Origin of the sequence: Vibrio harveyi, assembly GCF_030060435.1 — a bacterium.
GTDB lineage: Bacteria > Pseudomonadota > Gammaproteobacteria > Enterobacterales > Vibrionaceae > Vibrio > Vibrio harveyi.
Genome location: NZ_CP125875.1, coordinates 1,657,318 through 1,680,166, shown reverse-complemented (window position 1 = coordinate 1,680,166; position 22,849 = coordinate 1,657,318). Strand labels below are relative to the sequence as shown.

Annotated in this window: 17 protein-coding genes; 7 read left to right on the top strand and 10 right to left on the bottom strand. The window is 44.1% G+C overall.

The features are described 5' to 3' along the window. The first annotated feature begins 41 nt into the window (after positions 1 to 41). Together QMY49_RS08130 and QMY49_RS08125 are read left to right on the top strand one after the other, a co-directional pair. Complete coding sequence (locus tag QMY49_RS08130) at positions 42 to 1,214, top strand: sugar ABC transporter substrate-binding protein (RefSeq protein WP_283313973.1); 1,173 nt, start codon at positions 42 to 44, stop codon at positions 1,212 to 1,214. Next, entirely contained in the window at positions 1,211 to 3,145 is a 1,935-nt protein-coding gene (locus QMY49_RS08125) for a diguanylate cyclase domain-containing protein (RefSeq protein WP_222325551.1), read from the top strand. The genes QMY49_RS08130 and QMY49_RS08125 overlap by 4 nt, the downstream gene beginning before the upstream one ends. 78 nt (positions 3,146 to 3,223) lie before the next feature. Here QMY49_RS08125 and QMY49_RS08120 read toward each other — a convergent pair whose 3' ends face one another. From QMY49_RS08120 to dsdC, 4 genes are all read right to left on the bottom strand, one after another. Continuing rightward, on the bottom strand, positions 3,224 to 3,610 hold the full coding sequence (locus QMY49_RS08120; protein WP_005444511.1) for a hypothetical protein: 387 nt from the start codon (positions 3,608 to 3,610) through the stop codon (positions 3,224 to 3,226). A 234-nt stretch (positions 3,611 to 3,844) separates the two neighbouring features. After that, positions 3,845 to 4,858: a helix-turn-helix domain-containing protein gene (locus QMY49_RS08115; RefSeq protein WP_017188162.1), complete on the bottom strand. Its 1,014-nt coding sequence runs from the start codon at positions 4,856 to 4,858 to the stop codon at positions 3,845 to 3,847. Positions 4,859 to 5,407: 549 nt separating this feature from the next. Continuing rightward, entirely contained in the window at positions 5,408 to 6,358 is a 951-nt protein-coding gene (locus tag QMY49_RS08110) for a helix-turn-helix domain-containing protein (RefSeq protein ID WP_050908859.1), read from the bottom strand. Positions 6,359 to 6,540: 182 nt separating this feature from the next. Beyond that, positions 6,541 to 7,488 (bottom strand): DNA-binding transcriptional regulator DsdC, encoded by a 948-nt coding sequence (dsdC, locus tag QMY49_RS08105; RefSeq protein ID WP_005444507.1) that lies wholly within the window; start codon positions 7,486 to 7,488, stop codon positions 6,541 to 6,543. Positions 7,489 to 7,696: 208 nt separating this feature from the next. Between dsdC and dsdX the strand changes: the two genes are divergently transcribed. Continuing rightward, complete coding sequence (dsdX, locus tag QMY49_RS08100) at positions 7,697 to 9,034, top strand: D-serine transporter DsdX (protein WP_199450176.1); 1,338 nt, start codon at positions 7,697 to 7,699, stop codon at positions 9,032 to 9,034. A 15-nt stretch (positions 9,035 to 9,049) separates the two neighbouring features. Next, entirely contained in the window at positions 9,050 to 10,381 is a 1,332-nt protein-coding gene (gene dsdA / locus QMY49_RS08095) for a D-serine ammonia-lyase (protein WP_283313966.1), read from the top strand. Between the two features lie 260 nt (positions 10,382 to 10,641). Here dsdA and cydC read toward each other — a convergent pair whose 3' ends face one another. From cydC to trxB, 3 genes are all read right to left on the bottom strand, one after another. After that, on the bottom strand, positions 10,642 to 12,363 hold the full coding sequence (gene cydC / locus QMY49_RS08090; protein WP_283313963.1) for a heme ABC transporter ATP-binding protein/permease CydC: 1,722 nt from the start codon (positions 12,361 to 12,363) through the stop codon (positions 10,642 to 10,644). Then, positions 12,356 to 14,143, bottom strand: a complete 1,788-nt coding sequence (gene cydD, locus QMY49_RS08085; protein WP_283313961.1) for a heme ABC transporter permease/ATP-binding protein CydD — start codon at positions 14,141 to 14,143, stop codon at positions 12,356 to 12,358. Before cydD ends, cydC begins: the two co-directional genes overlap by 8 nt. A 103-nt stretch (positions 14,144 to 14,246) precedes the next feature. Further along, positions 14,247 to 15,206, bottom strand: coding sequence for a thioredoxin-disulfide reductase (trxB, locus tag QMY49_RS08080; RefSeq protein WP_283313960.1), 960 nt, complete (start codon positions 15,204 to 15,206; stop codon positions 14,247 to 14,249). A gap of 633 nt (positions 15,207 to 15,839) precedes the next feature. Here trxB and QMY49_RS08075 point away from each other — a divergent pair. Together QMY49_RS08075 and QMY49_RS08070 are read left to right on the top strand one after the other, a co-directional pair. Further along, complete coding sequence (locus QMY49_RS08075; protein WP_005444497.1) at positions 15,840 to 16,499, top strand: 2OG-Fe dioxygenase family protein; 660 nt, start codon at positions 15,840 to 15,842, stop codon at positions 16,497 to 16,499. Continuing rightward, complete coding sequence (locus QMY49_RS08070; RefSeq protein ID WP_047513635.1) at positions 16,483 to 17,718, top strand: cysteine desulfurase-like protein; 1,236 nt, start codon at positions 16,483 to 16,485, stop codon at positions 17,716 to 17,718. The genes QMY49_RS08075 and QMY49_RS08070 overlap by 17 nt, the downstream gene beginning before the upstream one ends. Before the next feature lie 79 nt (positions 17,719 to 17,797). Here QMY49_RS08070 and QMY49_RS08065 read toward each other — a convergent pair whose 3' ends face one another. Next, entirely contained in the window at positions 17,798 to 18,622 is an 825-nt protein-coding gene (locus QMY49_RS08065; protein ID WP_026000105.1) for a DUF2797 domain-containing protein, read from the bottom strand. A 339-nt stretch (positions 18,623 to 18,961) separates the two neighbouring features. On the opposite strand from QMY49_RS08065, the gene QMY49_RS08060 reads away from it, so the two are divergent. Next, the gene (locus QMY49_RS08060) at positions 18,962 to 20,299 is read left to right on the top strand and encodes a GGDEF domain-containing protein (RefSeq protein ID WP_017188153.1); all 1,338 of its coding nucleotides are present in this window, start codon (positions 18,962 to 18,964) and stop codon (positions 20,297 to 20,299) included. A 196-nt stretch (positions 20,300 to 20,495) separates the two neighbouring features. Here the strand turns inward: QMY49_RS08060 and QMY49_RS08055 are convergent, their stop codons facing one another. Beyond that, positions 20,496 to 21,866, bottom strand: a complete 1,371-nt coding sequence (locus QMY49_RS08055; RefSeq protein ID WP_009698107.1) for an SLC13 family permease — start codon at positions 21,864 to 21,866, stop codon at positions 20,496 to 20,498. 245 nt (positions 21,867 to 22,111) lie between these two features. Continuing rightward, entirely contained in the window at positions 22,112 to 22,846 is a 735-nt protein-coding gene (locus QMY49_RS08050; protein ID WP_009700901.1) for a SanA/YdcF family protein, read from the bottom strand. Positions 22,847 to 22,849: the final 3 nt, after the last annotated feature.

The following is a 22,849-nucleotide window of genomic DNA, read 5'->3' as shown; positions in this document are numbered from 1 at the left end:
GTTCGCTACTTTTGTAATACCATCAATTTTCGAGAATTCTAGTGAGAAACCTGAGCCTGTTGTTGTTATTTCTGTTTTCCTCCTTGGTCTCCGCTCAAGAGATCCAAGTTTGGAGTGGCATTGAATATTCTACCGTCGCAGAAATTAACGAGCGCTTCGAAGCCGAAACAGGCAACACACTCGCGATCAGAGAGTTCGATGTAAACAATATCCGTTCAGAACTACTACTCGCCAAGCAAACTGGTATTACCGTGCCTGATGTTATTTGGGTTCCTTCTGATTTCTTGGGACTACATGACTACTTTGATCTCGCCCAAATTCCGCCAAGCTGGTTAGAAGAGAAAAGCATAGAGCCAAAAGCTCTGGAACTCGTCACCGTGGACGACGCCATTTATGGGGTACCGCTTGGTTTAGGTAATCACTTGGTTTTGTATGTGAATACGAAGCTGACCAACGAAGTACAGCCAACTTGGGAAAAGCTTATTGAAGATGCCAAACAGGGCAAAAGCACGCTCGCAATGCAGTATCCGAACATGTACTTCTTGATGTCGTTTGTGCCTATGTTTTCCGATCATAGAACGCAACCTATCACCGATATTGATGTTGGTGCACTGGCGGCGGCTCTTAAGTTTTATGGTCGTTTACCTAAAGAAGGTGTGGTGATTGATGATTACAACCAAGATCAAGCGCGAGCGTTGTTCATTGAAGGGAAAGCGCCATATCTCATTGATGGTGATTGGGCGCTAGGTGAGCTGAAGCAACACTTCTCAACAGAACTCAGAATCAGCAGTTTACCGACGTACAATAATCACCACATGCACTCACTGAGTGGCGGTAAGGTGTTGGCATTTAATGCTGAAGCAATGCGCAATCCGGCGAAGAAAAAAGCAATGCGTACTCTGGCGATGATCGTACAAAAGCCGGAGTTTATTGAAGACGTCATCATCAACCAGAACTTGATCTCTACCAATCGCTCAATCAACCGCAAATGGTATGACGAAGAGAACACCTACTATAGCGATTTGTACAAAGAGCTGACCCCCGCTTATGCCATGCCAAGTACCGTAGAAATGGCGGTGACTTGGGAAGCGTTGATTCGCGGATATAAGCGCTACAAAGTAGGCATGCCTGCACACGGCGCCGCTCAATTTGTGGTGGACTTCATCAATAAACATTCAAATCACATTCACAAGAGTAGGAAAGCATCCTTATGATAAGTTTGCGTAGCATCTTAACTTTGATTGTGGTGGTAGGGTCGTTACTGCCTGCTTATTGGGTGGGCACCAGTATGATCGATAAGCACCAAACCGATTTGTTGGTGCAAAAAGAACTTAAACTGGAAAATACCAATCAAGGTATCCAAGAAACGATAGGTGAAGACCTGACCTTTGTGGCGAACTTAACTCGCTGGTATTCCAAGGATCGCTTACTCGTTCAAGGCATGGATAACGTCCTGTATTCATCCATTATCTGGCAAATGATAGAGACATTTGAAGAGTTGGCGGTCAATGTCAGTACGACTTACATTATCGATAAAAACTGGCAACCAATGTACGAAAGCAATGGCTCAGTATATCACCTAGAAAACAGTAAGCTGCTGACCAAAATTCGAGCCGCTGAAGATATTTATAAGCAAGGTAAGATGTATCACAGTACTTACTTTGATGAGGGGCTGGTATTAAATGGGGGGCAAAGTGGTATCGCCTTTGTCAGCCCGTTACTGCCGTACACGCTGCTGGCAGGTTCAGAGTATGAGCCGCAAGGTTATTTGGTTGTTTTAGTGTCATATCAGGATTTAATCCGAATTTCGCAACCATTCTTATATGCTCAAGAAAGCGTTAACTTCCACTATGGTGCGGTGAGTAATACCAAGGGGGATACCACGCATCATTTGAGTAAAATTACCGTCCAGAACAACAGTTTTGTGAAGCCATTAGAAGTGACTATGATTCACACTGTGTCAGACGCAGCACGAAACCAAGAACTGACACAATCGAAGCAACAGCTATTAAATATCATCATTGCGACCTTGGTTGTGACTCTATGCATTGCGATTGTGGCAAGCCGATGGCTTACAGAACCTATTCGTCAGATGGAAGTGGTCGTGCGTCGATTTAAAACGAATAAACGACCAGATTTATCGCCTAAGCGTTTTCAATTTAAAGAGTTTAGACAGTTGATGAGCCTATTGGATTCGCTTTGGGCGCAATTGACCAGTCAGATGGATGAGTTGGAAGTACGAAACAAAGCGCTGCGCAACGCCAACCAACAAGTTCAAGATACTAACGCGCAACTTGCGAACTTCAACCAAAAGCTAGAGCATCGAGTTGAAGAGCAAACGGCGGAGTTGCGGGCAAACTTAACACGCGAAGAAGCGCACCAAGCAAAACTCATGACGCTGATTAACTTTACCACTAGCCATGCAGGGGTAGGGTTCCATGCGATTCCGGAAGTGATTAATTCGGGGCTCTCCCGCTTGTTTCCTGACTCAGACATGCGCTTTAGTTTTGAAAAACCGCGCAGCGAAAATGCGAAAACCATGCGATCTTCTACGGGAGCTGAAATTGGTTACTTCTGTTATGGCAATTATGTCATGACAGGAGAAGATCGCATTTTATTGGAGCTATTTAAGAAGCAGTTATACTCGTGGCTGGAGTTAGAAGATTTCGCACGTCGAGACAAACTCTCAAAGTGCTTTAATCGTAAGGCGTTTGACGAAGACTATGAGTTTGCTTGCCAATCCGTCATTCAAGGACATTGGCAATCTATGGCTATTATTGTGATTGATATAAACGGCTTAAAAAACCTCAATGACAATTATGGGCACGACCGTGGTGATGTTTTGATTGCTAAGTCAACGCAACTCATCAAGTCGGTTCTCAACGGAAAATCCTTGTTGTACAGAATTGGTGGTGATGAATTTGCCGTCATTGCAAAAGACTTGAGTATTGACGCTCTAAACGAGTTGATTACACGTCTTGAGGTATCTCAACAGAATAAGTGGGTTGAGCTATCTGAGCATAACCGCTACCCAGTTCAGTTTTCTGTTGGAGGGGCTTCAAGTGAATCTGTGTCGATTGAAAATCTGTTTTCGATCGCGGATGAAGCTATGTATGAGAAAAAACGCGCCTTCTATCAGAAGTAATAACGAGTAATCGCAGACAGAAAAGCCCTTGTTCTTGCCGAATTAAGGGCTTTTTCGTATCCGGTTTTAAACGTTAGGTTAGTTAAGGTGCAGAGTCAGAGGTTTCGCGATAGCAATGGATTCAATCGGCGAGTCATCATCGAGAGGATAGGAGATACTAGAGCTGACAATGCCTGCATTATATAGGCAATAGACGATATCAAGTTTGATATTATTTTGTTTAAGTTCGATGCCCGTCAATACTGAATCACAGTCAGCTATTTCAGATAAATTTACCGCTTTTTGTAGTGAGATTTTTAATAGACGATCTTCCGCTTCATAGCTGAATGCTCTTACTGCAAAGTCATCAATATCAATGATGGATTGGTTTTCTTCATTAGTGTCTAGAAATATTGGATTAACTTTATCCCGATATTGAATTGAGAGTGTCCCGTGCAAATCAAATGGATAGCGAATCTTTTTCATGCGTTTCACCTGCTAATAAATTAAAGCACTTGGGTATAGATCTTAACGACTTAGATGTTGAGCAGGATAGCATTTGAGAATTGATGAGCATCTCGATTGCTAAGTGATATAGCGGCAATCATTTGAATGCCGCTATAGAGCTGTGAACCGTTATCAGAAGTCAAAGATAGCGATATGAAGGCACAGTGAATCTAAACTAACAATCGACAGCAAAGCGTAAAAGCCGGTATTTGTTTAACAAATGCAATTAGGGTGTTCTGTACAACTGTCACATTGGCGATGAGTACAAACACCACAACACGTCAATAAATAGAGAAATTCTGGCTGAATAAACAGCTCACTGGTTTCAATATACATGATTGCGCGAGTATAGCGTTTAGCGCCAACTTTGATTGCACCTACCGGGCTTTCTCCTTCGTAAGCCGCAACACTAAAGCCCATTTTAAACATCACATCGACCGAGCTCTTTAAAGTGACACTTGCGTAATAATGATGAATATGCGCGTTTTGAGCCAAGAAAGTGAACTCTGTATGCAGCTGTTTACGAAATACGCGTTCATTTTTGGAGTGCTGACTGATGGCGTAGTAAGAATATACTCCTTTCTCTCTCAATGGCTTGGTTAATCTAAGGTCAATCGTGTCGATAGGTAAGCGTTGCTTTTTAGTTCTATCTAGCTCATTTTCCAATGTGGGCACAGTAAAAAACATACCAATGTTATGACCGACTAGCTCACCTTTGGAAAGGTATTTATAAGCAATTGCTCGATTGTCTTTCTGATATTCAACCAAATCAATAGTCGCAAGACTATGTTTAATATTTAAAGACTTAAGCTGATTATGAAAGTTGTTCAGACTATTAATGAATTCTTGCTCATTATTTTGGCTCAGTTCTTCCTCTTCAATATGATCATACACAACAGGGTAAGCATTTTTGTAGTCAATCCCTGAGATGATAGACATTGCGTCTTGGTATCTTTGTTTCAAAGACAATTCAAACTGTTCAACCTCGTCTTTTAAAGGCGTATCTAACCCTAAATTACAAAGGTATGGCAGCAGGTTGTTTTCAAATGCACGAAGCACTCTGACTCGTCGGCTTAGACTCGGTTGAGTGATTCCTCTTTCCCATCGGCTAAAAGTAACACAGTCTATATTTGCTAAATCACCACCTAATAGATTTAGTCTTATTGATGCTTGCTCCTGAGTTAACCCTAATGTGGTTCTTATTGATTTTAGATAACTCCCGAACACTTTACTTCCCCCATAGGTTTAAAACATGTCCATAGCTAATTGTTATTTTTCGTTTAAGTTATGTGCATGACATTTCTCTGCCAAATGTGTCAATTTTGAGAAATGGTATTCCGGTACGGTACAATCATTTAAAATTGATGAGACATATAGGAAGTTGGAAATGCATTAATATTTATGTCGTGCTGCTCATAAATATCATGCAAATCGTATTATGTTTGTCGTTTAATTGAGAAGGCATTGTGCGTATTCTATAGGCATGAGATGCCTAGTTGAAAATGAAGGATATTATTTTGCATTCATATAACCATATGAATAATAATGATTTTATTGTTTTATTTATCAATGTCCAAACAAAAATAATTGAATTTTAATTCGAGCTAATATTTTTTGCCATTATCTTAAAAATGAGAAATGTTCATCAAAGAGAATATATTTCATAAGAAAATAATAGGTATTAATGGAATGGTGTTCTTTAGGTGAATTTCAACCTCTTATACGTAGGAATATACGAACTAAAGCCATTAATAACGTTGCATAGTCATTTTATATTTATCTTTGAGCAGCCATGTTGGTTTGATGTTGGTGGAGCAGGTAGATCATCGCTGGCTGAGCTAACAGCACGGCAGTATCCAATTTCAATAAACACTTTCGATATGCTTTTCGACCGATTTTGACAGAGCCGGTCCGAGCTGGGCTGTCATACGCGACTTTTTTGGCACCAAGGTCCACTAGATAATCACTGAATTTGTTATCGAAGGCATAGTAGTAAATCTCAGTAATATTGGATTTGCTCGCGATGTAATCCACAAACGTTGGGTGCAGTGTCATGAAGACTTGTTCACTCATGGCATAACGACTCAAACAACACATGGCGAATTGATACTGCTCCGAATAAGACCGCACGAGCTCAAATGGCAGTGTTTGGTTAGGATTGGTAAAGTGTTCGTCGAGGTCCTTTGTTTTAAATAAGAAGGAAATTGAATGTCCTTTTACCTTGTTGGACTCACTATCTCTATACACCTTGGCTATCAATTTGTTTTCTTCATCTAATGCTAAGAAATCAAGGTCCAGCATTCCTGGGTAGTGAGCATCGGCATTTAGGAAGAAGTTATGCAACCGTGGGAGGTGAGTGTCGATGTCATGAGCAAAGAGTGCCTCTTCGATAATAGGCGCTTCTTCTTGGGGTTTTAATTCTTCATATCCAGAAGAAAGTAATAGTGCTTTTTGTGAGTAGTAACGTTCATAAATGATATCGTCCAAAAACGTTTCGTTCTCCGGCGAAGGCAAAGAGAGCAAAAAAGGTCTGAGATCTAAGGTAAGCTCACGTAGCACTTTAATTGCTTTGACGGTCTTAGGAGCCGTTGCATTCCTTTCCCAGCGACTAATAGTGACTGAATCCACAGATGAAAACTCTGGATTTGCCAAGTTTAATTTTGTCGCAAGCTCCCTTTGCGTTAATCCAAGTTGATATCTCAATTGCTTTAGATAATCACCGAACATTAACTACCTCACCAAGTTTGTTCTGTTTGGGGTATTGATTGTTGGGTCATTATAGGGAGAGACAGACAAAGCTCAAGCATCAGCGCTTTCTAATGAAGGCGCTGGTTTTTCAGTCAGCCTTAACATTTATTTGTGACGCGAAATCGGCGCGTGAAGTAATAGATCTTCTGAATCGTTTTCTCTTATATTCTCGTTATACTGATTTGCTCAATTAGCCAGTTAATAAAAAGCTCAAGCTTTCGAGAATGTTTTTCGTTAGCCGTAACGACATAATATTTCTGTTTGCATTGCAGAGTTTGGTTTCTAAAAGGGGTGATCAGTTCGCCGGATTTAAGTCGTTTTTCCACCAGCGATAATCGACCGATAGCAACCCCCGCATTGTGCATAGCAGCACTGACGGCTAAATCGGATCGGTCGAATGAAATGCTTGGAATAGCGTCAATGTCTGTTATGCCATTTTGCTTTGCCCACAGTGTCCATTCATCGTGATGGGAGTTGTAATCCCATGCTTGGTTGTCGTGAAGTAGGGTGGCGTTTACCAAATTCGCTGGCTTTTCAAATAGGTTAAATTGTTCTGCATATGTTTGAGTGCAGACCGGGATTATCTCTTCGCTCATCAATTCTTTCGACCACAACTTTTCTGGCATTTGCTCATCGAAATAGATCGCGGCATCGATGCCATAACCTTGGAAATTGACGTTCTCATTGCCAGTAAGAATATTCAGCTCGATGGAAGGGTGCTTTTGCTTAAATAGGTACAACCTAGGCACAAGCCAACATTGTGCAAAAGAAGGGCGGGAGTAAATCGTCAGCTCTCCGGAGACTTCGCCATTTCTGACTTCCATGACCTCTTGGTTTAACTCGTTGAGCGTTCTGTTCAAGGCGAGATAAATACGTTCCCCTTCTTCAGTGAGCGTGATTTTTCGGTGAGAGCGGGTAAACAAGGCAATGCCAAGTTCTTCTTCGAGCTTGTTGATACGGTGAGAGATGGCGCTGGGCGTCATGGAGAGTTCTTCTGCTGCAAGAGAAAATGAACTGTGTCGTGCTGCCACTTCAAAAGTATGAAGCTTGGAAAGTTGAAAACTATTGATGCGTTGGTTCTTGGCGAAAATATTGTCTCTGGTATACATGTGCGTTATTGAGTCGAACTTGATAGAACACATAATAACGGCGTTGTTATAGTTGGATTCACCTATTGGTCGAAAAATTCACTAAACGTCGTATAAATCACGCTTTTGTTTAAGTTTACTTCATCTAAAGGTGAGTTTTGATCGTTTGTCAGGGCTATGGATTCCTCGTTTAATTGCAGTCAATTAAAACAACAACATAGGTCTGAACATGGAATCCAACCTTTGGGTCATTACTACCCTCATAACGAGTATCTTAATGATCGTTTTTGCGATCGTTAAGTTTAAACTCCATCCTTTTTTAGCGCTGTTACTCGCCAGTTTTTACGTTGGTGGGATGATGGGCATGCAACCTTTAGAGATGGTCAGTGCTATCGAAAGTGGCATTGGCGGCACTCTTGGTTTTCTTGCTGTCGTGATTGGTTTAGGCACCATACTTGGCAAGATGATGGAAGTGTCTGGGGCGGCTGAGCGAATTGGGCTTACCTTACAAAAGATTCGCTGGCTATCACCTGAAGTCATTATGGTGTTAATCGGCCTTGTTTGCGGAATTACCCTATTCGTAGAAGTTGGCGTAGTGCTGTTAATTCCACTGGCTTTTTCGATTGCGAAAAAAACCAATACCTCACTTTTAAATCTCGCCATTCCGCTTTGTACCGCCTTGATGGCAGTGCACTGTATTGTTCCTCCACACCCCGCCGCATTGTTTGTGACCAATGAGCTTGGTGCTGATATCGGTTCTGTGATTTTCTATGGCTTACTCATAGGTTTGGTTGCGTCTTTAGTTGGCGGTCCGCTGTTCTTGAAGATGATGGGTGCTCGTCTACCTTTCAAAACCGTACCTGAAGAGTTCACCTCATTAGAAGTGAAAGATGAATCACAATTACCATCTTTGGGGGCGACGCTATTCACCGTGATGTTACCTATTGCGCTGATGCTGTTAAAAACGGCGGCAGAACTCAATATGGAACAAGGCACTGTGCTCTACACCACTTTGGAGTTTATCGGCAACCCAATTACAGCAATGTTTATCGCCGCTTTTGTTGCTTATTACATGTTAGGTATTAAGCAGAACATGGGCATGAGTGTACTGCTTGAGAAAACGGAAGGTGCATTTTCTTCGATTGCCAACATCTTGCTGATTATTGGCGCTGGTGGTGCATTCAACGGCGTATTAAAGGGCAGTGGTTTGGCGGATGTATTGGCACAGTTACTTTCTAATCTCGATATGCATCCGATCCTTCTTGCATGGCTTGTCGCGATTATTCTGCATGCGGCAGTGGGCTCTGCCACCGTTGCCATGATGGGCGCGACGGCAATTGTGGCTCCATTACTCCCACTTTATCCGAACGTAAGTCCAGAAATCATTACTCTGGCTATAGGCTCTGGCGCAATTGGTTGTACGATAGTGACCGATTCGCTCTTTTGGTTGGTGAAGCAATATTGCGGAGCCACGATGACAGAAATCTTCAAGTACTACACGACAGCGACATTCATTGCCTCTTTTGTTGCATTAGCAGGCACATTCCTTCTGTCGTACATGATCTAATAAAGGTAAACAATAATGACTACGCATAACGTAAACGCACTAGTAGCAGAATTCCCTTTGGTTGAGCGACTCATTGGGTTAGAAGAGGTGGTTTGGTTCAACCCAAATATCACCACACTTGAAGAAGGTCTGCCGTACGTTGGTTTAGGTGCAGCCAACATCAAAGACGCGAGTGAACGACTAAAACGCTTTGCTCCATACTTAATGAAAGCCTTCCCAGAAACGGTGGCTTCTAACGGAATTATTGAATCGAACGTTGTTGACATCGACAAGATGAAGCCCTGCTTGGAAGCGCAATATGGTACTCAAATTCTTGGACGTTTGATGCTTAAAAAAGACAGTCATTTGCCTATTTCAGGATCAATAAAGGCGCGTGGTGGCATCTATGAAGTGCTAACACATGCAGAGAAGTTGGCGATTGAAGCTGGGCTTCTAAGTGAAAGTGATGATTACAGCAAATTGTTCAGTGAAGAGTTTCGTCAGTTCTTTCAGCAGTACAGCATTGCCGTAGGTTCGACAGGGAATCTCGGTATGTCTATCGGCATCATGAGTGCAAAACTCGGCTTCTCGGTATCGGTTCATATGTCAGCGGATGCACGAGAGTGGAAGAAAAACAAGCTGCGTTCTCATGGCGTAAACGTGGTGGAGTACGAGCAAGATTACGGTGTTGCTGTAGAGCAGGGACGCAAAGAAGCGGAGAAAGATCCAACTTGCTTCTTTATTGATGATGAGAACTCTCAGACCTTGTTCTTAGGTTATTCCGTTGCAGGCGAACGCTTGAAGCAACAGTTTGATGATATGGGTATCATCGTTGACGCGGAGCACCCTCTGTTCGTTTACCTACCTTGTGGGGTGGGCGGTGGCCCTGGTGGTGTGGCGTTTGGCTTGAAGATGGCATTTGGTGACCACGTTCATTGTATCTTCGCGGAGCCGACACACTCTCCGTGTATGCTGCTTGGGGTGCACACTGGCTTACATGATGACATCGCGGTGCAAGATCTTGGTATCGACAACATTACTGCCGCTGATGGTCTAGCGGTAGGGCGTGCGTCTGGTTTTGTGGGACGAGCAATGGAAAGACTGCTTGATGGTTACTACACCATGACGGATGAGCGCATGTACCATCATCTGGGTGAGCTAAGTGAACAAGAAGACATTCGTTTAGAGCCTTCTGCGTTGGCGGGCATGATGGGGGCAGTTCACGTTTCACAAGACCAAGTTTACCAAGCTCGAATGCAATTTAGTGAAGATAAGATGAAGAACGCCATTCACCTAGTTTGGGCTACGGGTGGCGGCATGGTGCCAGAGGCTGAAATGTCGGCGTACCTTGCGAAATCTGGTCGATAATTGAGTTTACTCTTGCTTTGGGAACTGTGAGAGTAATACCAATCGTAGCAAATAACTGGTCATTCTAGCTGGTTATAACGCTTGATAACTTTGTTTACTTTTCGTTTCAAAGTAAGTTAATTGTAGAGTAACTACTTATCGAAAATTTTAGCCTTGTTCTCAAGCGTTTTTCCTGCGTTAACTCTGAACACTTGCTTACTGTGATTGGTATAAAAAAGGGCTCATCAATGGATGAGCCCTTTGTTTATGTTAATTCCAGACTACAGAGATTGTAATAGCTGGTGGTAACGACCTTTCTCAGCTAGTAGCGCTTGGTGGCTACCTTGTTCGATGATCTCGCCTTGCTCCATCAGACAGATTTTGTCCATACTCTCTAGCTCAATCAAACGGTGGGTGATAAATACCACGGTTTTGTTCGCAAAGTGCTCTTTGAACAGTGCCATTACCGTTTGCTCTGTGCGTTTGTCTAGACCTTCAGTTGGTTCATCAAGAAGCAGGATTGGGGCATCACGCAATAGAGCGCGCGCAATACCAATTCGACGCTTTTCACCACCAGACAGTTGACGTCCGCCATCACCTAACCAAGCGTTCAATCCTGGCTCTTCTAAGAGATTCGCCAAGTCCACTTTGGTCAGAATATCAGCTAGCTGCTCGTCCGTGGCTTCAGGGGCTGCAAGCAGCAGGTTGTCACGCAATGTGCCATTAAGAACATCAACACGTTGGCTTACTACTGTGATTGCCGCGCGCAGATCAGATTCACTCCAATCTTGCAGAGGTGCGCCACCGATGCTCACTTGACCCTGGTTTACATCCCAGTAGCGACAAAGCAATTGAATAAGTGTTGATTTACCTGAACCAGTTTGACCAACAATCGCCGTTTTCGAGCCCAGTGGCAGTGATAGCGTTAGATCTTTCAGTACTTTTTGCTGACCATCAGGGTAGATGAAATCTACCTTACTGAACTCAATATCTAACGGCTTATCTTCGCGTTTAGAACGTTCAGGGAAGATAACGTCTGGTTCAGCTAGCGTGATTTCGTTTAATCGACGTGCTGAAGTCAGTGTTTGACCTAGGTATTGGAAAGCACCGGCGATTGGCATCAGAATTTCAAAGCTCGCCATGGTGGCAAATGCGAACAGCGCAATCCAAGGATCTGGCGCACGACCACCAACGCCATCCGCAGCAAACCACAGCATCGCAACGAGCGTTAAACCATTCGCTAGCATCAGCAGGCTAGACGCCATGCCCGTTAGGTTCGCGTTGACGAACTGGTTGGATAGCAGTTGTTTTTGCTTCTCAAGAATCACATTGCGGTAGCGCTCTTCTGCGCCGAATAAGCTTAGTTCGCTGTAACCTTGCAACCAGTCTAATGTTGCCACGCGTAGCTGTGCTTTATTTTGTGTCAGATGTTCGCCGTTATGCTTACCCAGTTTGTAGAACAGTACCGGCCACACTAACAGCATTACCGTTAGAATACCGCCAAGCAATAGGGCAAGATGCCAGTCAAAGAAAGCAAGCACTGCGGTTAGCGACAAGATGCCGAATACGCCAACAATCACAGGGCTGATAAGACGCAAATAAACATGATCCATTGCATCTACATCCGCCACTAGACGGTTTAGTAAGTCTGCATCACGCAAAGTCGAAACACGACCGGGGATCAACGGCGCAAGCTTCTTGAAGAAGAAGATACGTAGATCCGTTAGTAGCTTGAAGGTCGCATTGTGGCTAACCACTCGTTCACCCCAACGACCTGCCGTACGTGCCATTGCCGCACCACGAACACCTGCGCCAGGCAACATGTAGTTAAAGGTCTCGCGAGCTATGGTCAATCCTGCCACAGCAGCAGCCGAAATAAACCAGCCTGATAAGGTTAGCAGACCAATGGAAGCGGCCAGTGTTAGGAAAGCCAGTAGCATACCCAGCGACAAACCAAACCAGTGCTTTTTATACAGTTTTAGATAAGGGAGTAAATCACGCATCTAAGTTCCCCTTGTCTGATTCACGTTGAGCTAGGTTGGCAGCCAACATTTCTTTAAATAAACCATCTTGAGATGCCAGAGTTTCGTAATCACCACGTTGGACAATTTGACCTTCTTGCATCACCAAAATCTGAGACACATTTTGCAGTGGTGCCAATTGGTGAGTGATCATCAAGTTAGTGGTGGATTCGGTGTATTTACCGATGCCTTCCATCACAAGTTTCTCGCTCCGAGCATCCAAGCTGGCGGTTGGCTCATCGAGTAACCAAAAACTCCCGTTTTGTAGCATCGCACGCGCAAGTGCAAGACGCTGTGCCTGACCAACAGATAGACCACCGGAGCGGTCAGAAATTTGGTAATCCAAGCCATGCATTTCAACAAACTCTGCGGCGTGAGAGTCGTTGAGTACTGAATGGACTTGTTGGTCTTGAATATCTTGCTTGCCCAAGATGACGTTGTCACGAATGCTGCCATGTAAAAGCATCGGGTTTTGCCCAATCCAACTGATGGCTTTTCGCCATGTAGACAAGTCCAACTCAGATAATTCACAACCGTTAACTTTCAGACTGCCCTTGTATGGCATAAAGCCAAGGATGGTGTTCACTAAGCTGGTTTTACCTGCACCACTAGGGCCAACTAATGCCGTGCTTTGGTTGGCGTCTAAAGAGAAGGTTAGGGGACCGACGAGTTGTTTGCCTTCTGGACTGAAGATAACAAGGTCACTGGCTTCGATGTGAATCGCTGCGTTTTGCTCAACGACTTTATTGCCGTCTTTCACTTGGTCAATGTCTAGCTCTAAGAACTCAACGATGCTTTCTGCTGCACCGACTGCTTGCTGCTTCGCATGATAGAAAGTGCCTAGATCGCGCAGTGGTTGATAGAATTCAGGCGCAAGGATAAGAATAAACAAACCGGCGAAGAGGGTTACGCCAGCGCCGTAATAGCCGAAGTTCAGTTCACCGATGTAGCTGAAACCGAAGTATACCGCAGTAATCGCAATTGAAATCGAAGTGAAGAACTCAAGCACGGCAGAAGATAGAAAGGCAATCTTCAAGACATCCATCGTACGTGTACGGAAGACTTCTGATGCCCCTTTTAATGTCTCGGTTTCTGACTTAGTGCGATCGAACAAACGAATCGTTGTCATCGCTTGTAAGCGGTCGTAGAAATGCCCAGAAAGACGTTGTAGCGCTTTGAAGTTCTTGCGGTTTGCGTCAGCGGCTTTCATACCAACCAAGGCCATGAACATTGGGACCAATGGCGCAGTTACTAGGAAAATTAAACCCGCTGCCCAGTTAATAGGGAAGACCACCACCAGAATGATGAAAGGCACCAATACAGACAACGACATTTGTGGAAGGTAGCGAGAGAAGAAATCTTGCATATCTTCTACTTGCTCTAAAATCAGAGTTGCCCAACTGCCCGCTGGCTTGCCTTTGATGTAAGCAGGACCAAGTTGGTGGACTTTATCGAGAATCAGTTGACGAATATAAACGCGGATTTGTTCACCACAACGGTATCCCGCAATTTCGCGTCCCCAAGTACAGGCCGCGCGACCAACAACGGTGACACCTAATCCGACGAAGTGCCAAACAAGTTCACTTTTGTCGACATGCTCAATGATTAACTGGTGGAGAATGGAGGCGAGCAGGGCTGCTTGAGCCAATAAAAACACGCTTGATAGTACGCCTAGGCCTATCGCAACCATCAGCCAGCGCTTGGCTAACTTACTTTGTTGCTTAAGCCACTTATTCAAGCTGCTTTGCTTTTTCTTATCCATCGTGAAGGCTTAATGATAATTGTTTTAATGAGGCGGTAGTATACAAAAGAAAACCCAGCGGGAATACCGCTGGGCTTTAAGGATATGACACAAATGTGAAAAGTTATTTGTCAGTAAGTGCGTCTAGGAAACGTTCTGCATCCAGTGCAGCCATACAACCAGTACCTGCAGAGGTAATAGCTTGACGGTAGTTATGATCCATCACATCACCCGCTGCGAACACACCTTTAATGCTGGTTTGTGTTGCGTTTCCTTCAAGACCAGATTGAACGATGATGTAACCATCTTTCATGTCTACCTGACCTTCAAAGACCTGTGTATTTGGTTGGTGACCGATTGCGATGAATGCGCCCATTACTTCGAGATCTTCGGTCGCACCGCTGTTCACATCTTTGATACGAACGCCAGTAACGCCCATGTCGTCACCTAGCACTTCATCTAGAGTGCGATCAGTATGAAGAATGATGTTACCGCTTTCTACTTTATCCATCAGACGCTTCACGAGGATCTTTTCAGCGCGGAATGAGTCGCGACGGTGGATAAGGTGAACTTCAGAGGCAATGTTTGATAGGTAAAGCGCTTCTTCTACCGCTGTGTTACCACCACCCACTACCGCTACTTTTTGATTACGGTAGAAGAAACCATCACAGGTTGCACATGCCGATACACCACGGCCTTTGAACGCTTCTTCAGATTCAAGACCTAGGTATTTTGCTGATGCGCCGGTAGAGATAATTAACGCATCACAAGTGTACTCACCAGAGTCACCTTTTAGACGGAATGGACGTTGAGACAATTCCACTTCGTTAATGTGATCGAACACGATTTCTGTTTCGAATCGTTCTGCGTGCTCTTTCATACGTTCCATCAAACCAGGACCAGTAAGACCTTCTGCATCACCAGGCCAGTTTTCTACTTCTGTTGTGGTCGTTAGCTGACCACCTTGCTGCATTCCCGTCACAAGCACAGGGTTTAGATTGGCACGCGCTGCGTAGACTGCTGCGGTGTAACCTGCTGGACCAGAACCAAGAATTAATAGTTTACAGTGTTTTACGTCGCTCATTATGGCTCCATAGAGGGCTGAACATTTTCTCCGATTGTATGGAAATTCTTAGTGCTTTAAAAGCATAAACGAAAGGAGCCAACCGAATTATTGGTTATAGGTTAGAACTTGCTGATGTTTATACCCAAGTAACCTCGAGATGCTAGGTTCAGCGAGAATGACTTGGTTTGTAGACGCGGCGACGATTTAAAGATCTAGTCACTCTAAATCAAGAATCGGCAACAAAGTATACAAGCCAAGACAACTCGCCCTTCGGGAGCGTGTCATTGCCTCGATTTCTGCGTCAAACAACTTGGAAAGAGCTGGCTATTACGCGGTGTTGTTTTCCTTGAACTCGAATCAATGACAACGCTCTGAATCCTGCATCTTGAAGTCACTTGGGTATATCATCGAGTGTGCCATTCCAGAATAAAATTCTATTCATAGTGGAGAGTTCTAGTTTCAAATGTGGCGAATGCTCCGTTCTGAATGTTTAGACTGATATTTAACGAAATATTAGATATGTATGTTGTTTTTTCGTTTTTGTTGAAGCTATCAACGTCAAATTCTGGTAATTGCAGAATATTTGCGTATCCTAGAATGTAAATTAAATGTTAACTAAAACAAACTAGATGTGCCTCATTAAAGGAGCCAATGATGTTACATTCACGTGAGAACACCCTACATTTAACTCAGCTCAGCATGGCCGCGATTGAGCAACTTTCTCCTTCCTTTGAAGGACTACCTCGGACAGAACATGCCGATGGTCAGTATCGTTTACGCCGCTACTCCGTCGTGGGGTTTGAAAATGGTCAAGTGATTGATTTAAACAAGAACAGCTTTGTTCAGTCATCGGATATCAACCGCTTTCAAGGTGATGTCGTTCGTCAATTTGAGCCGATTGAGAAAGGTATTCTTTCAAGTGACGGCTTCCGTGAAATGTGCGCGTTGTTTGTTAATGCTAATCACCTACCAGAAGGTCAGGAAATCGAAATTCACCAGATTCGAATCACAGCGATTTATGATGAAACTCAAGTTGCTCCCGAAGGCGTGCACCAAGATGGCTTTGACCATATCGCGCTTGTCGGCGTGGGACGTCACAACATCATGGGCGGGGACATCATGCTTTACAGCAGCCACAATCAAGCGCCTTTCTTCCGTAAAGTGCTGGAGAATGGGGAAGTAGCAATGCTGGCAGACAGCAAACTGTGGCACAACGCCGTTCCAATTCGCTCAGTGATTAATGATCAAGAAGGTCACATGGATGTATTTGTACTGACAGCGACGGACAAACGAAATGAACTTCAATCTTAATCAAATTCGAGAGCAGTTTCCGGCATTGGCGCAATACCATAACGACCGTCCAGTAACGTTTTTTGATGGTCCTGGTGGTTCACAGGTACCGCAGTCGGTGTTAGACAGTATGGTGAGTTACCTTGGGCATTTTAACTCTAATCTCGGTGGGCACTATTTCTCGAGTCAAGCGACGGTTGACGTTATGCAATCCGCTCGTGAGTCTGCGCAAGCACTGCTCAATGCACCTTCATCCGGTAATATCGTTTTTGGTGCCAATATGACGTCACTGACTTTCCAATTAAGCCGTGCGATCAGTCGCGATTGGAAAGAGGGAGATGAAATCATTGTCTCGGCATTAGATCACTACTCCAATGTATCTAGCTGGCAGCAAGCCGCAGAAGACAAAGGCGTCATTGTTCACCAAGTGAGAATCAACGAACATGACTGTACGTTAGATCTAGAACATCTGCAAAGTCTGCTGAGCGAAAAAACTCGCTTAGTCGCTGTGACTTACGCATCGAATACCACCGGCTCAATTGTCGACATTCATCAAGTGGTAGAACTGGCGCATCGCATTGGTGCTCAGGTTTATGTGGATGCTGTTCATTATGCGCCGCACCACTTAGTCGATGTACAAGCTATAGGGTGTGATTTCTTGGCGTGTTCCGCATATAAGTTTTTTGGACCACATGTCGGTATCGCTTACATTGCTGACCAATGGTTGCACAGTATCAAACCGTATAAAGTGGAACCTGCAACGAATATCGGACCAGGACGCTTCGAAACAGGAACGCAGAGTTTTGAAGGTTTAGCAGGCGTGACTGCTGCTATCGAATACTTAGCGCAATTTGGTGATGAAGGTGCGTCACTTCGTCAGCGTTTAGAGCAAAGCTACGCGTTATATAATCAGCATGAACAGCAATTAAGTGCGCATTTCTTACACCGTCTGAGTGCGCTTGATGGGGTGAATCTGTTTGGTATTAACGATGAAAGTAGCCAACTGAGGACACCCACGTTTGCTCTTACGTTTGATAAATACGCTCCAGAGTTCATTGCTAAAACGTTGGGTGAGCACAATATCTGCGTTTGGAACGGGCACTTCTATGCACTCGGGTTGGTTCGCCAATTGGGGCTCGAAGAATCTGGTGGCGTGGTGCGAATTGGTTGTATGCACTACAACACCACAGCTGAGATCGATATGTTATTTGATGTGTTAGAGAGCATACTCGACGCGTAAGAATCGAAAACTCAAAGAACAAAAAGCTCGGGCACTTGGCTCGAGCTTTTTCGTTTCTCTAAATTCAATTAATCGAGGCTTATTCGCTCACTTCAATCTCATACGAAGTAAATTTACGTACGTTAATCACCCCAGTATCAAAGATTAGGTATTGACCTTTAATGCCTTGTAGCGTGCCAGTGACGACAGGGTTCTTATCAAAGTTGTGTGAGGTGATTTTTGTTGGATGTTGCTGAACTGGGTAGCTCAGGGAAGTGATGTTCTCACTTAATACTTCAATAGCATCATCACCGTATTGTTGCTTAATCTCAGCAATTTTATCTTCCACCAATGGCAGCAGCTCAGCGAAACGCTCTTGTAGCTCAATTGGTTCTCCATCACCTTTTAATAGAGTACGCCAATTCGTCTTATCGGCAATGTGTTTCGCTAATTCTACTTCAATCAGACCAGAGATATGGCGGGTTTTCACCTTGAAGATCGGTAGGCCTTGCGTCGCACCCTGATCGATCCAGCGGGTTGGGATTTGAGTATGACGTGTGATACCAACTTTCAAGCTTGACGTATTCGACAGGTAAACGAAGTGGTCTACCATGCAATTCTCTTCCCCCCATTGAGGTTCACGGCAGGTACCTTGCTCGTAGTGACAAGTTTCGGGCTTCATGATGCACATGTCGCAACTCGCTAACTTTTTCATACAAACAAAACAGTGGCCTTGAGAATAGCTTTTCTTAGTTTTCTTACCGCAAGAGCAGCAGTAAATGTTGCCAGTGTGAGTCAAGGTAAGTGTTTGACCAAGAAACGGACTTAGATCCACTTCTTCATCACCGACAGGTAAACGGTAACTTACGGCACCGTCTAGAGAAGCACGCATCTTACTTAGCGTACCAGTAGCAATTATTGACATGACATTACTCATTATTGTGTTTTTGCACAGTATATACCGAACCGGGCTCGATAGGCAGGAAGAGGGAGCGAAGTTGCGGGATTTGAGTGTTCTTTGTTGGTTTTTTAATCGATGTGCTCTATTAGGGTTTGAAGTGCTTCGCACAAGCACCTAAATGAAAATACACAGGCTACTTGGAGCAAGATCATGTTGTATAACCATATGTAATGTATCAATAGTGAGAATTTGAGTTAAAAATCACTTTTTGGCTTGATAAATAACTTTATTTGAAAAGTGAAATAACATTCAGTACATTGGTCGATATAAACAGAATGATACTCAGTAACTAGGTTGGTCGTGATGAAATGGATACATAGATTAATTTTTGCATTATCGATATGCACCATCAGTTTGGTGGCGTTATATAGCTTGCTTGGTGACACCCGCAAACTTGAAGTTACACCAGACAAGTTCAATATCCATGTAACCAATGACGCTATTGCGGGCGGTCTGAGTGAGTCAGATATTACCTATCAAAACCACAGTTTGACTTTAAATTGTGATCTCAAAGAGAGTAAGTACGCATGGCCATACTGTGGAATTTCCGTGTACACCGATGTAAAAGAAGCAACCAAGGGGTTGGATCTTTCTAGTTACCACACGGTCCGTTTGAAGATCCGTTACGAGGCTGCAGGTGATGGGCAAAGCCCAAGCAAAAATCTACGTTTGTATTTAAGAAACTTTAACTCTGCCTACTCAATACCAACGGATGAATACACCATTAAATACAATGGTATGCAGTTTTCTCCTTCCGATTTCAGTGAGATTATTGAGATCCCAATTAAGAACCTTCAAGTTATGACATGGTGGTTGAATGACAATGATGTTGCTATTGAGCACTCTGCTCCGGAGTTTTCTAACATTACACGCATTGATTTAGCGACAGGTGCAGGTGCGGCGCTTGGTAAACATAAGATCGTGATCGACAAAATTGAGTTTGAAGGTGCGTACGTCCAGCAATCAACGCTGTTGTTTGTTTTATTGTTCTCCTGGATGGCATTAGGTTTGGCATTTTCACTGCACGAGATGCGAAAGAACAAAATGGCTTACAACAAAGCGAAAAAACGTCATCGTCATCTAGAGAAAGTTAACAACACGTTACGTGCGCAAAATTATGAATTCGCTGAACTGGCGCACCGTGATGCATTGACTGGAGCGATGAACCGTCATGCGGTACAAAGTTGGCTAGAACAGCAAGCTCGACAGGTTCGATGGGGGCACGACTCATTTTCCATTTTGTATATGGACTTAGATAAATTCAAACGTGTGAACGACAAGTACGGTCACCAGATGGGTGATGATATTCTGCGTGAGTTCGTCATGGTAATCTCAAGTTCGATTCAACCCGAAGATCGCCTGGTTCGATGGGGTGGGGAAGAGTTTGTGGTTTTTTGCCCTGACACCAATGTGGAACAAGCGGTGAAAAAAGCAGAAGTCATAAGACAGAATGTTGAAAGTCACTTGTGGGTTCATGGTGAACCTTTGACGTGCAGTATCGGTGTCGCTCAGATGCAAAATGAACGAGTCTCTGAGACGATGGCTCGTGCAGACGAAGTGCTCTACTTAGCTAAGCGCAATGGTCGCAACCGAATCGAAGTGAATTACGGCATGCAAATGAAGTCAGATGTGGCGTCTTAAATCCAGCCTTAGACAGAGAAATACAGAGAAGAAAAAAGGTGGCCGACCGACCACCAAAAGGGAAACTGCTGAACATGACTATGGGGTAGTAGCTAGGTATTCATATGATTACCGAGAACAGCAGCTGTAGTGCTAGACTTTGACGACAGAGAGCTGCGCATGATGTAGCTCTCTGCGTTTTTCAAGAACCTCGTTGTTACCAGAACAACCAAGCGAACAGCGTTAGTGCACCAATACATGCGATGTTCAGAACCATACCAATTCGCATCATTTCTTTCTGTTTAATATGACCCGTTGCAAAAACAATAGCATTTGGTGGTGTTGCTACTGGAAGCATGAAGGCACAAGACGCAGCAACAGCGATTAACGCAGATAGAATCACTGGCGATAGACCAAGAGCCTCAGCAATGGTTGCAAATACAGGCACTAACAGTGCAGCACTCGCCGTGTTACTTGCAAACTCAGTTAAGAAAACGACGAATGCGACAACGGCTAAGATAGTCAGTAGCACGCCTGCTTGCTCTAGGAATCCAGCTAGACCATTTGCTAGGAATACGCTTGTTCCTGTCGCTTTAAGCACATTGCTCAGACAGATACCACCGCCGAACAAGATCAGTACGCCCCAATCGGTGGTTTTCTCAATATCTTTCCATTCCACTGCTCGTGACGCACCAAGCAAAAGAATTGCACCGATTGCCACTAAGGTATCGAATTTAGCAAAGCCACCTAGCATCGCGTTGATTGGTTTGCTGAAAATCCACAAAGTAACCGTCAATAGGAAGATTGCTAGCGTGATCATTTTGCCGTTTGTCCACTCAACAGGCTGGTGGTCAAGTTCAAACTTGTGGCTCAAGTCAGGTTTAGTCATGGTGTAAAGGACCAAGATAGCGATAGGCATGAGAATCAATGAAATTGGTAAACCTAGTTCCATCCACTCTGTAAAACTCAAACCGACTTCTGCCGCTGCGATAGCGTTCGGTGGGCTACCAACTAGCGTTGCAATGCCACCAATAGAGGCGCTGTAAGCAATGCCCAGTAGAACGAACAAGTAGGTACTGTGACTTTTCTTCGCATCCAGTTTGCTCATTACACCTAGAACCAATGGCAACATCATGGCTGTGGTTGCGGTGTTTGAAATCCACATTGAAAGACCGGCACTAACACCAAACAACATAAACACAGCAACTGACATCTTACCGCGTGCGATGAGCAACACTTTATCGGCGATGGCCTGATCGAGCTTTTGTTTATGAAGGGCAGCGGCAAGAGCAAATCCACCCAAGAACAAGAAGATGATCGAGTTAGAGAAGTTGTTCAGTGCGGCTTGCGTATTAAAGACCCCTAAAAATACCGCGAGTAGCGGGATCAAAAGGGCCGTGATGCTCACATGGATTGCTTCCGTTAACCAAAGTACAGCTACGAAAATCAAAATACACAAGCCAGTTACGACTTGAGGATCAAAGGGTAGGGTGTTGAACAATATAGCGAACAGCAGGACATTAGACGTTAATATCATGCTGTTGCGAGTGAAGAACCAGTTCTTCAATGTCACAGCGAGTGCGGTCATGATTGTGCTCCTTTTGCATTGCCTTAGTGTTGGTTTTTTATGGCAAAGTAACTGACTTGTAGTTATTTATTGATTAAATGTTACTGCGAATGCGAAAGGTAATTTTGTCTGAATCGACGGTCGAGCAAGAAAGTGTGAGGTTGGGAATTAGAAATGGGTAGAAAGCTACCCATTTACTTTTAATGAATTGTTATCGGTGTGTAATGCATGGCTGAGTGGTTGAAATAAACGACATCTCATAGGGTTTACTGCACAGGGATATTACGTTCGTTATCGATGGTTTCTGGTACCTCTTCCACGGCAACGATTGGCTCTTGAGGACCAAGAAAGCGCGGTTGAGTATGCATTACGTACAGATCTAAGAATGCTTTTACACGAGCCATAAGTTCACGAGTGCGCATGTTGAGTTTTTGCTTGCTTGCCGTTGGACCTGCTACTGCCAAACATTGTGCGTCGATATTGTATGCATCGGCAATGAAAAGAGCACGCTCACAGTGGAACCGCTGTGTGACAATTAGGAAGCGCTCAGAGGCAAAAATCTTCTTTGCTCGAACAATCGAATCCAAAGTACGAAATCCTGCGTAATCGAGATGGATGACCTCCTCCGGCACACCGGCTTTCAGTAAGTCTCGTTTCATCGTCCAAGGTTCATTGTAAGAGCGGTGAGCGTTATCCCCACTCAACAAAAATTGCTTCACTTTGCCTTGTTTGTACAACTCAATAGCAGCATTGATTCGGTGTGTGTAATAGGTGTTGAGCACCTTACCAATGTATTTACTGGTACCAAGAACAACGGCGACTTCATGCTCGGGTACTTGCTCGTAGTCGGTAAAAATTTGTTCTTGTGCTTGTAGCACAACCCAACGGTCTATGGCGATAACAGTGACGAGGAGACCGATTAAAGAGATCGACAAAACCAAAGCCAGACGCTTCCATGAGAATTTAAGCTTCCACTTTGACTTTATGCGGGAAAACAGCAAAAC

Coding starts and splice junctions, on each gene's coding strand:
- QMY49_RS08125 (WP_222325551.1), top strand. CDS start 1,211: ATGATAAGTTTGCGTAGCATCTTAACTTTGATTGTGGTGGTAGGGTCG.
- QMY49_RS08120 (WP_005444511.1), bottom strand. CDS start 3,610: ATGAAAAAGATTCGCTATCCATTTGATTTGCACGGGACACTCTCAATT.
- QMY49_RS08110 (WP_050908859.1), bottom strand. CDS start 6,358: ATGTTCGGTGATTATCTAAAGCAATTGAGATATCAACTTGGATTAACG.
- dsdC (WP_005444507.1), bottom strand. CDS start 7,488: ATGTATACCAGAGACAATATTTTCGCCAAGAACCAACGCATCAATAGT.
- dsdX (WP_199450176.1), top strand. CDS start 7,697: ATGGAATCCAACCTTTGGGTCATTACTACCCTCATAACGAGTATCTTA.
- dsdA (WP_283313966.1), top strand. CDS start 9,050: ATGACTACGCATAACGTAAACGCACTAGTAGCAGAATTCCCTTTGGTT.
- cydC (WP_283313963.1), bottom strand. CDS start 12,363: ATGCGTGATTTACTCCCTTATCTAAAACTGTATAAAAAGCACTGGTTT.
- cydD (WP_283313961.1), bottom strand. CDS start 14,143: ATGGATAAGAAAAAGCAAAGCAGCTTGAATAAGTGGCTTAAGCAACAA.
- trxB (WP_283313960.1), bottom strand. CDS start 15,206: ATGAGCGACGTAAAACACTGTAAACTATTAATTCTTGGTTCTGGTCCA.
- QMY49_RS08075 (WP_005444497.1), top strand. CDS start 15,840: ATGATGTTACATTCACGTGAGAACACCCTACATTTAACTCAGCTCAGC.
- QMY49_RS08070 (WP_047513635.1), top strand. CDS start 16,483: ATGAACTTCAATCTTAATCAAATTCGAGAGCAGTTTCCGGCATTGGCG.
- QMY49_RS08065 (WP_026000105.1), bottom strand. CDS start 18,622: ATGTCAATAATTGCTACTGGTACGCTAAGTAAGATGCGTGCTTCTCTA.
- QMY49_RS08060 (WP_017188153.1), top strand. CDS start 18,962: ATGAAATGGATACATAGATTAATTTTTGCATTATCGATATGCACCATC.
- QMY49_RS08055 (WP_009698107.1), bottom strand. CDS start 21,866: ATGACCGCACTCGCTGTGACATTGAAGAACTGGTTCTTCACTCGCAAC.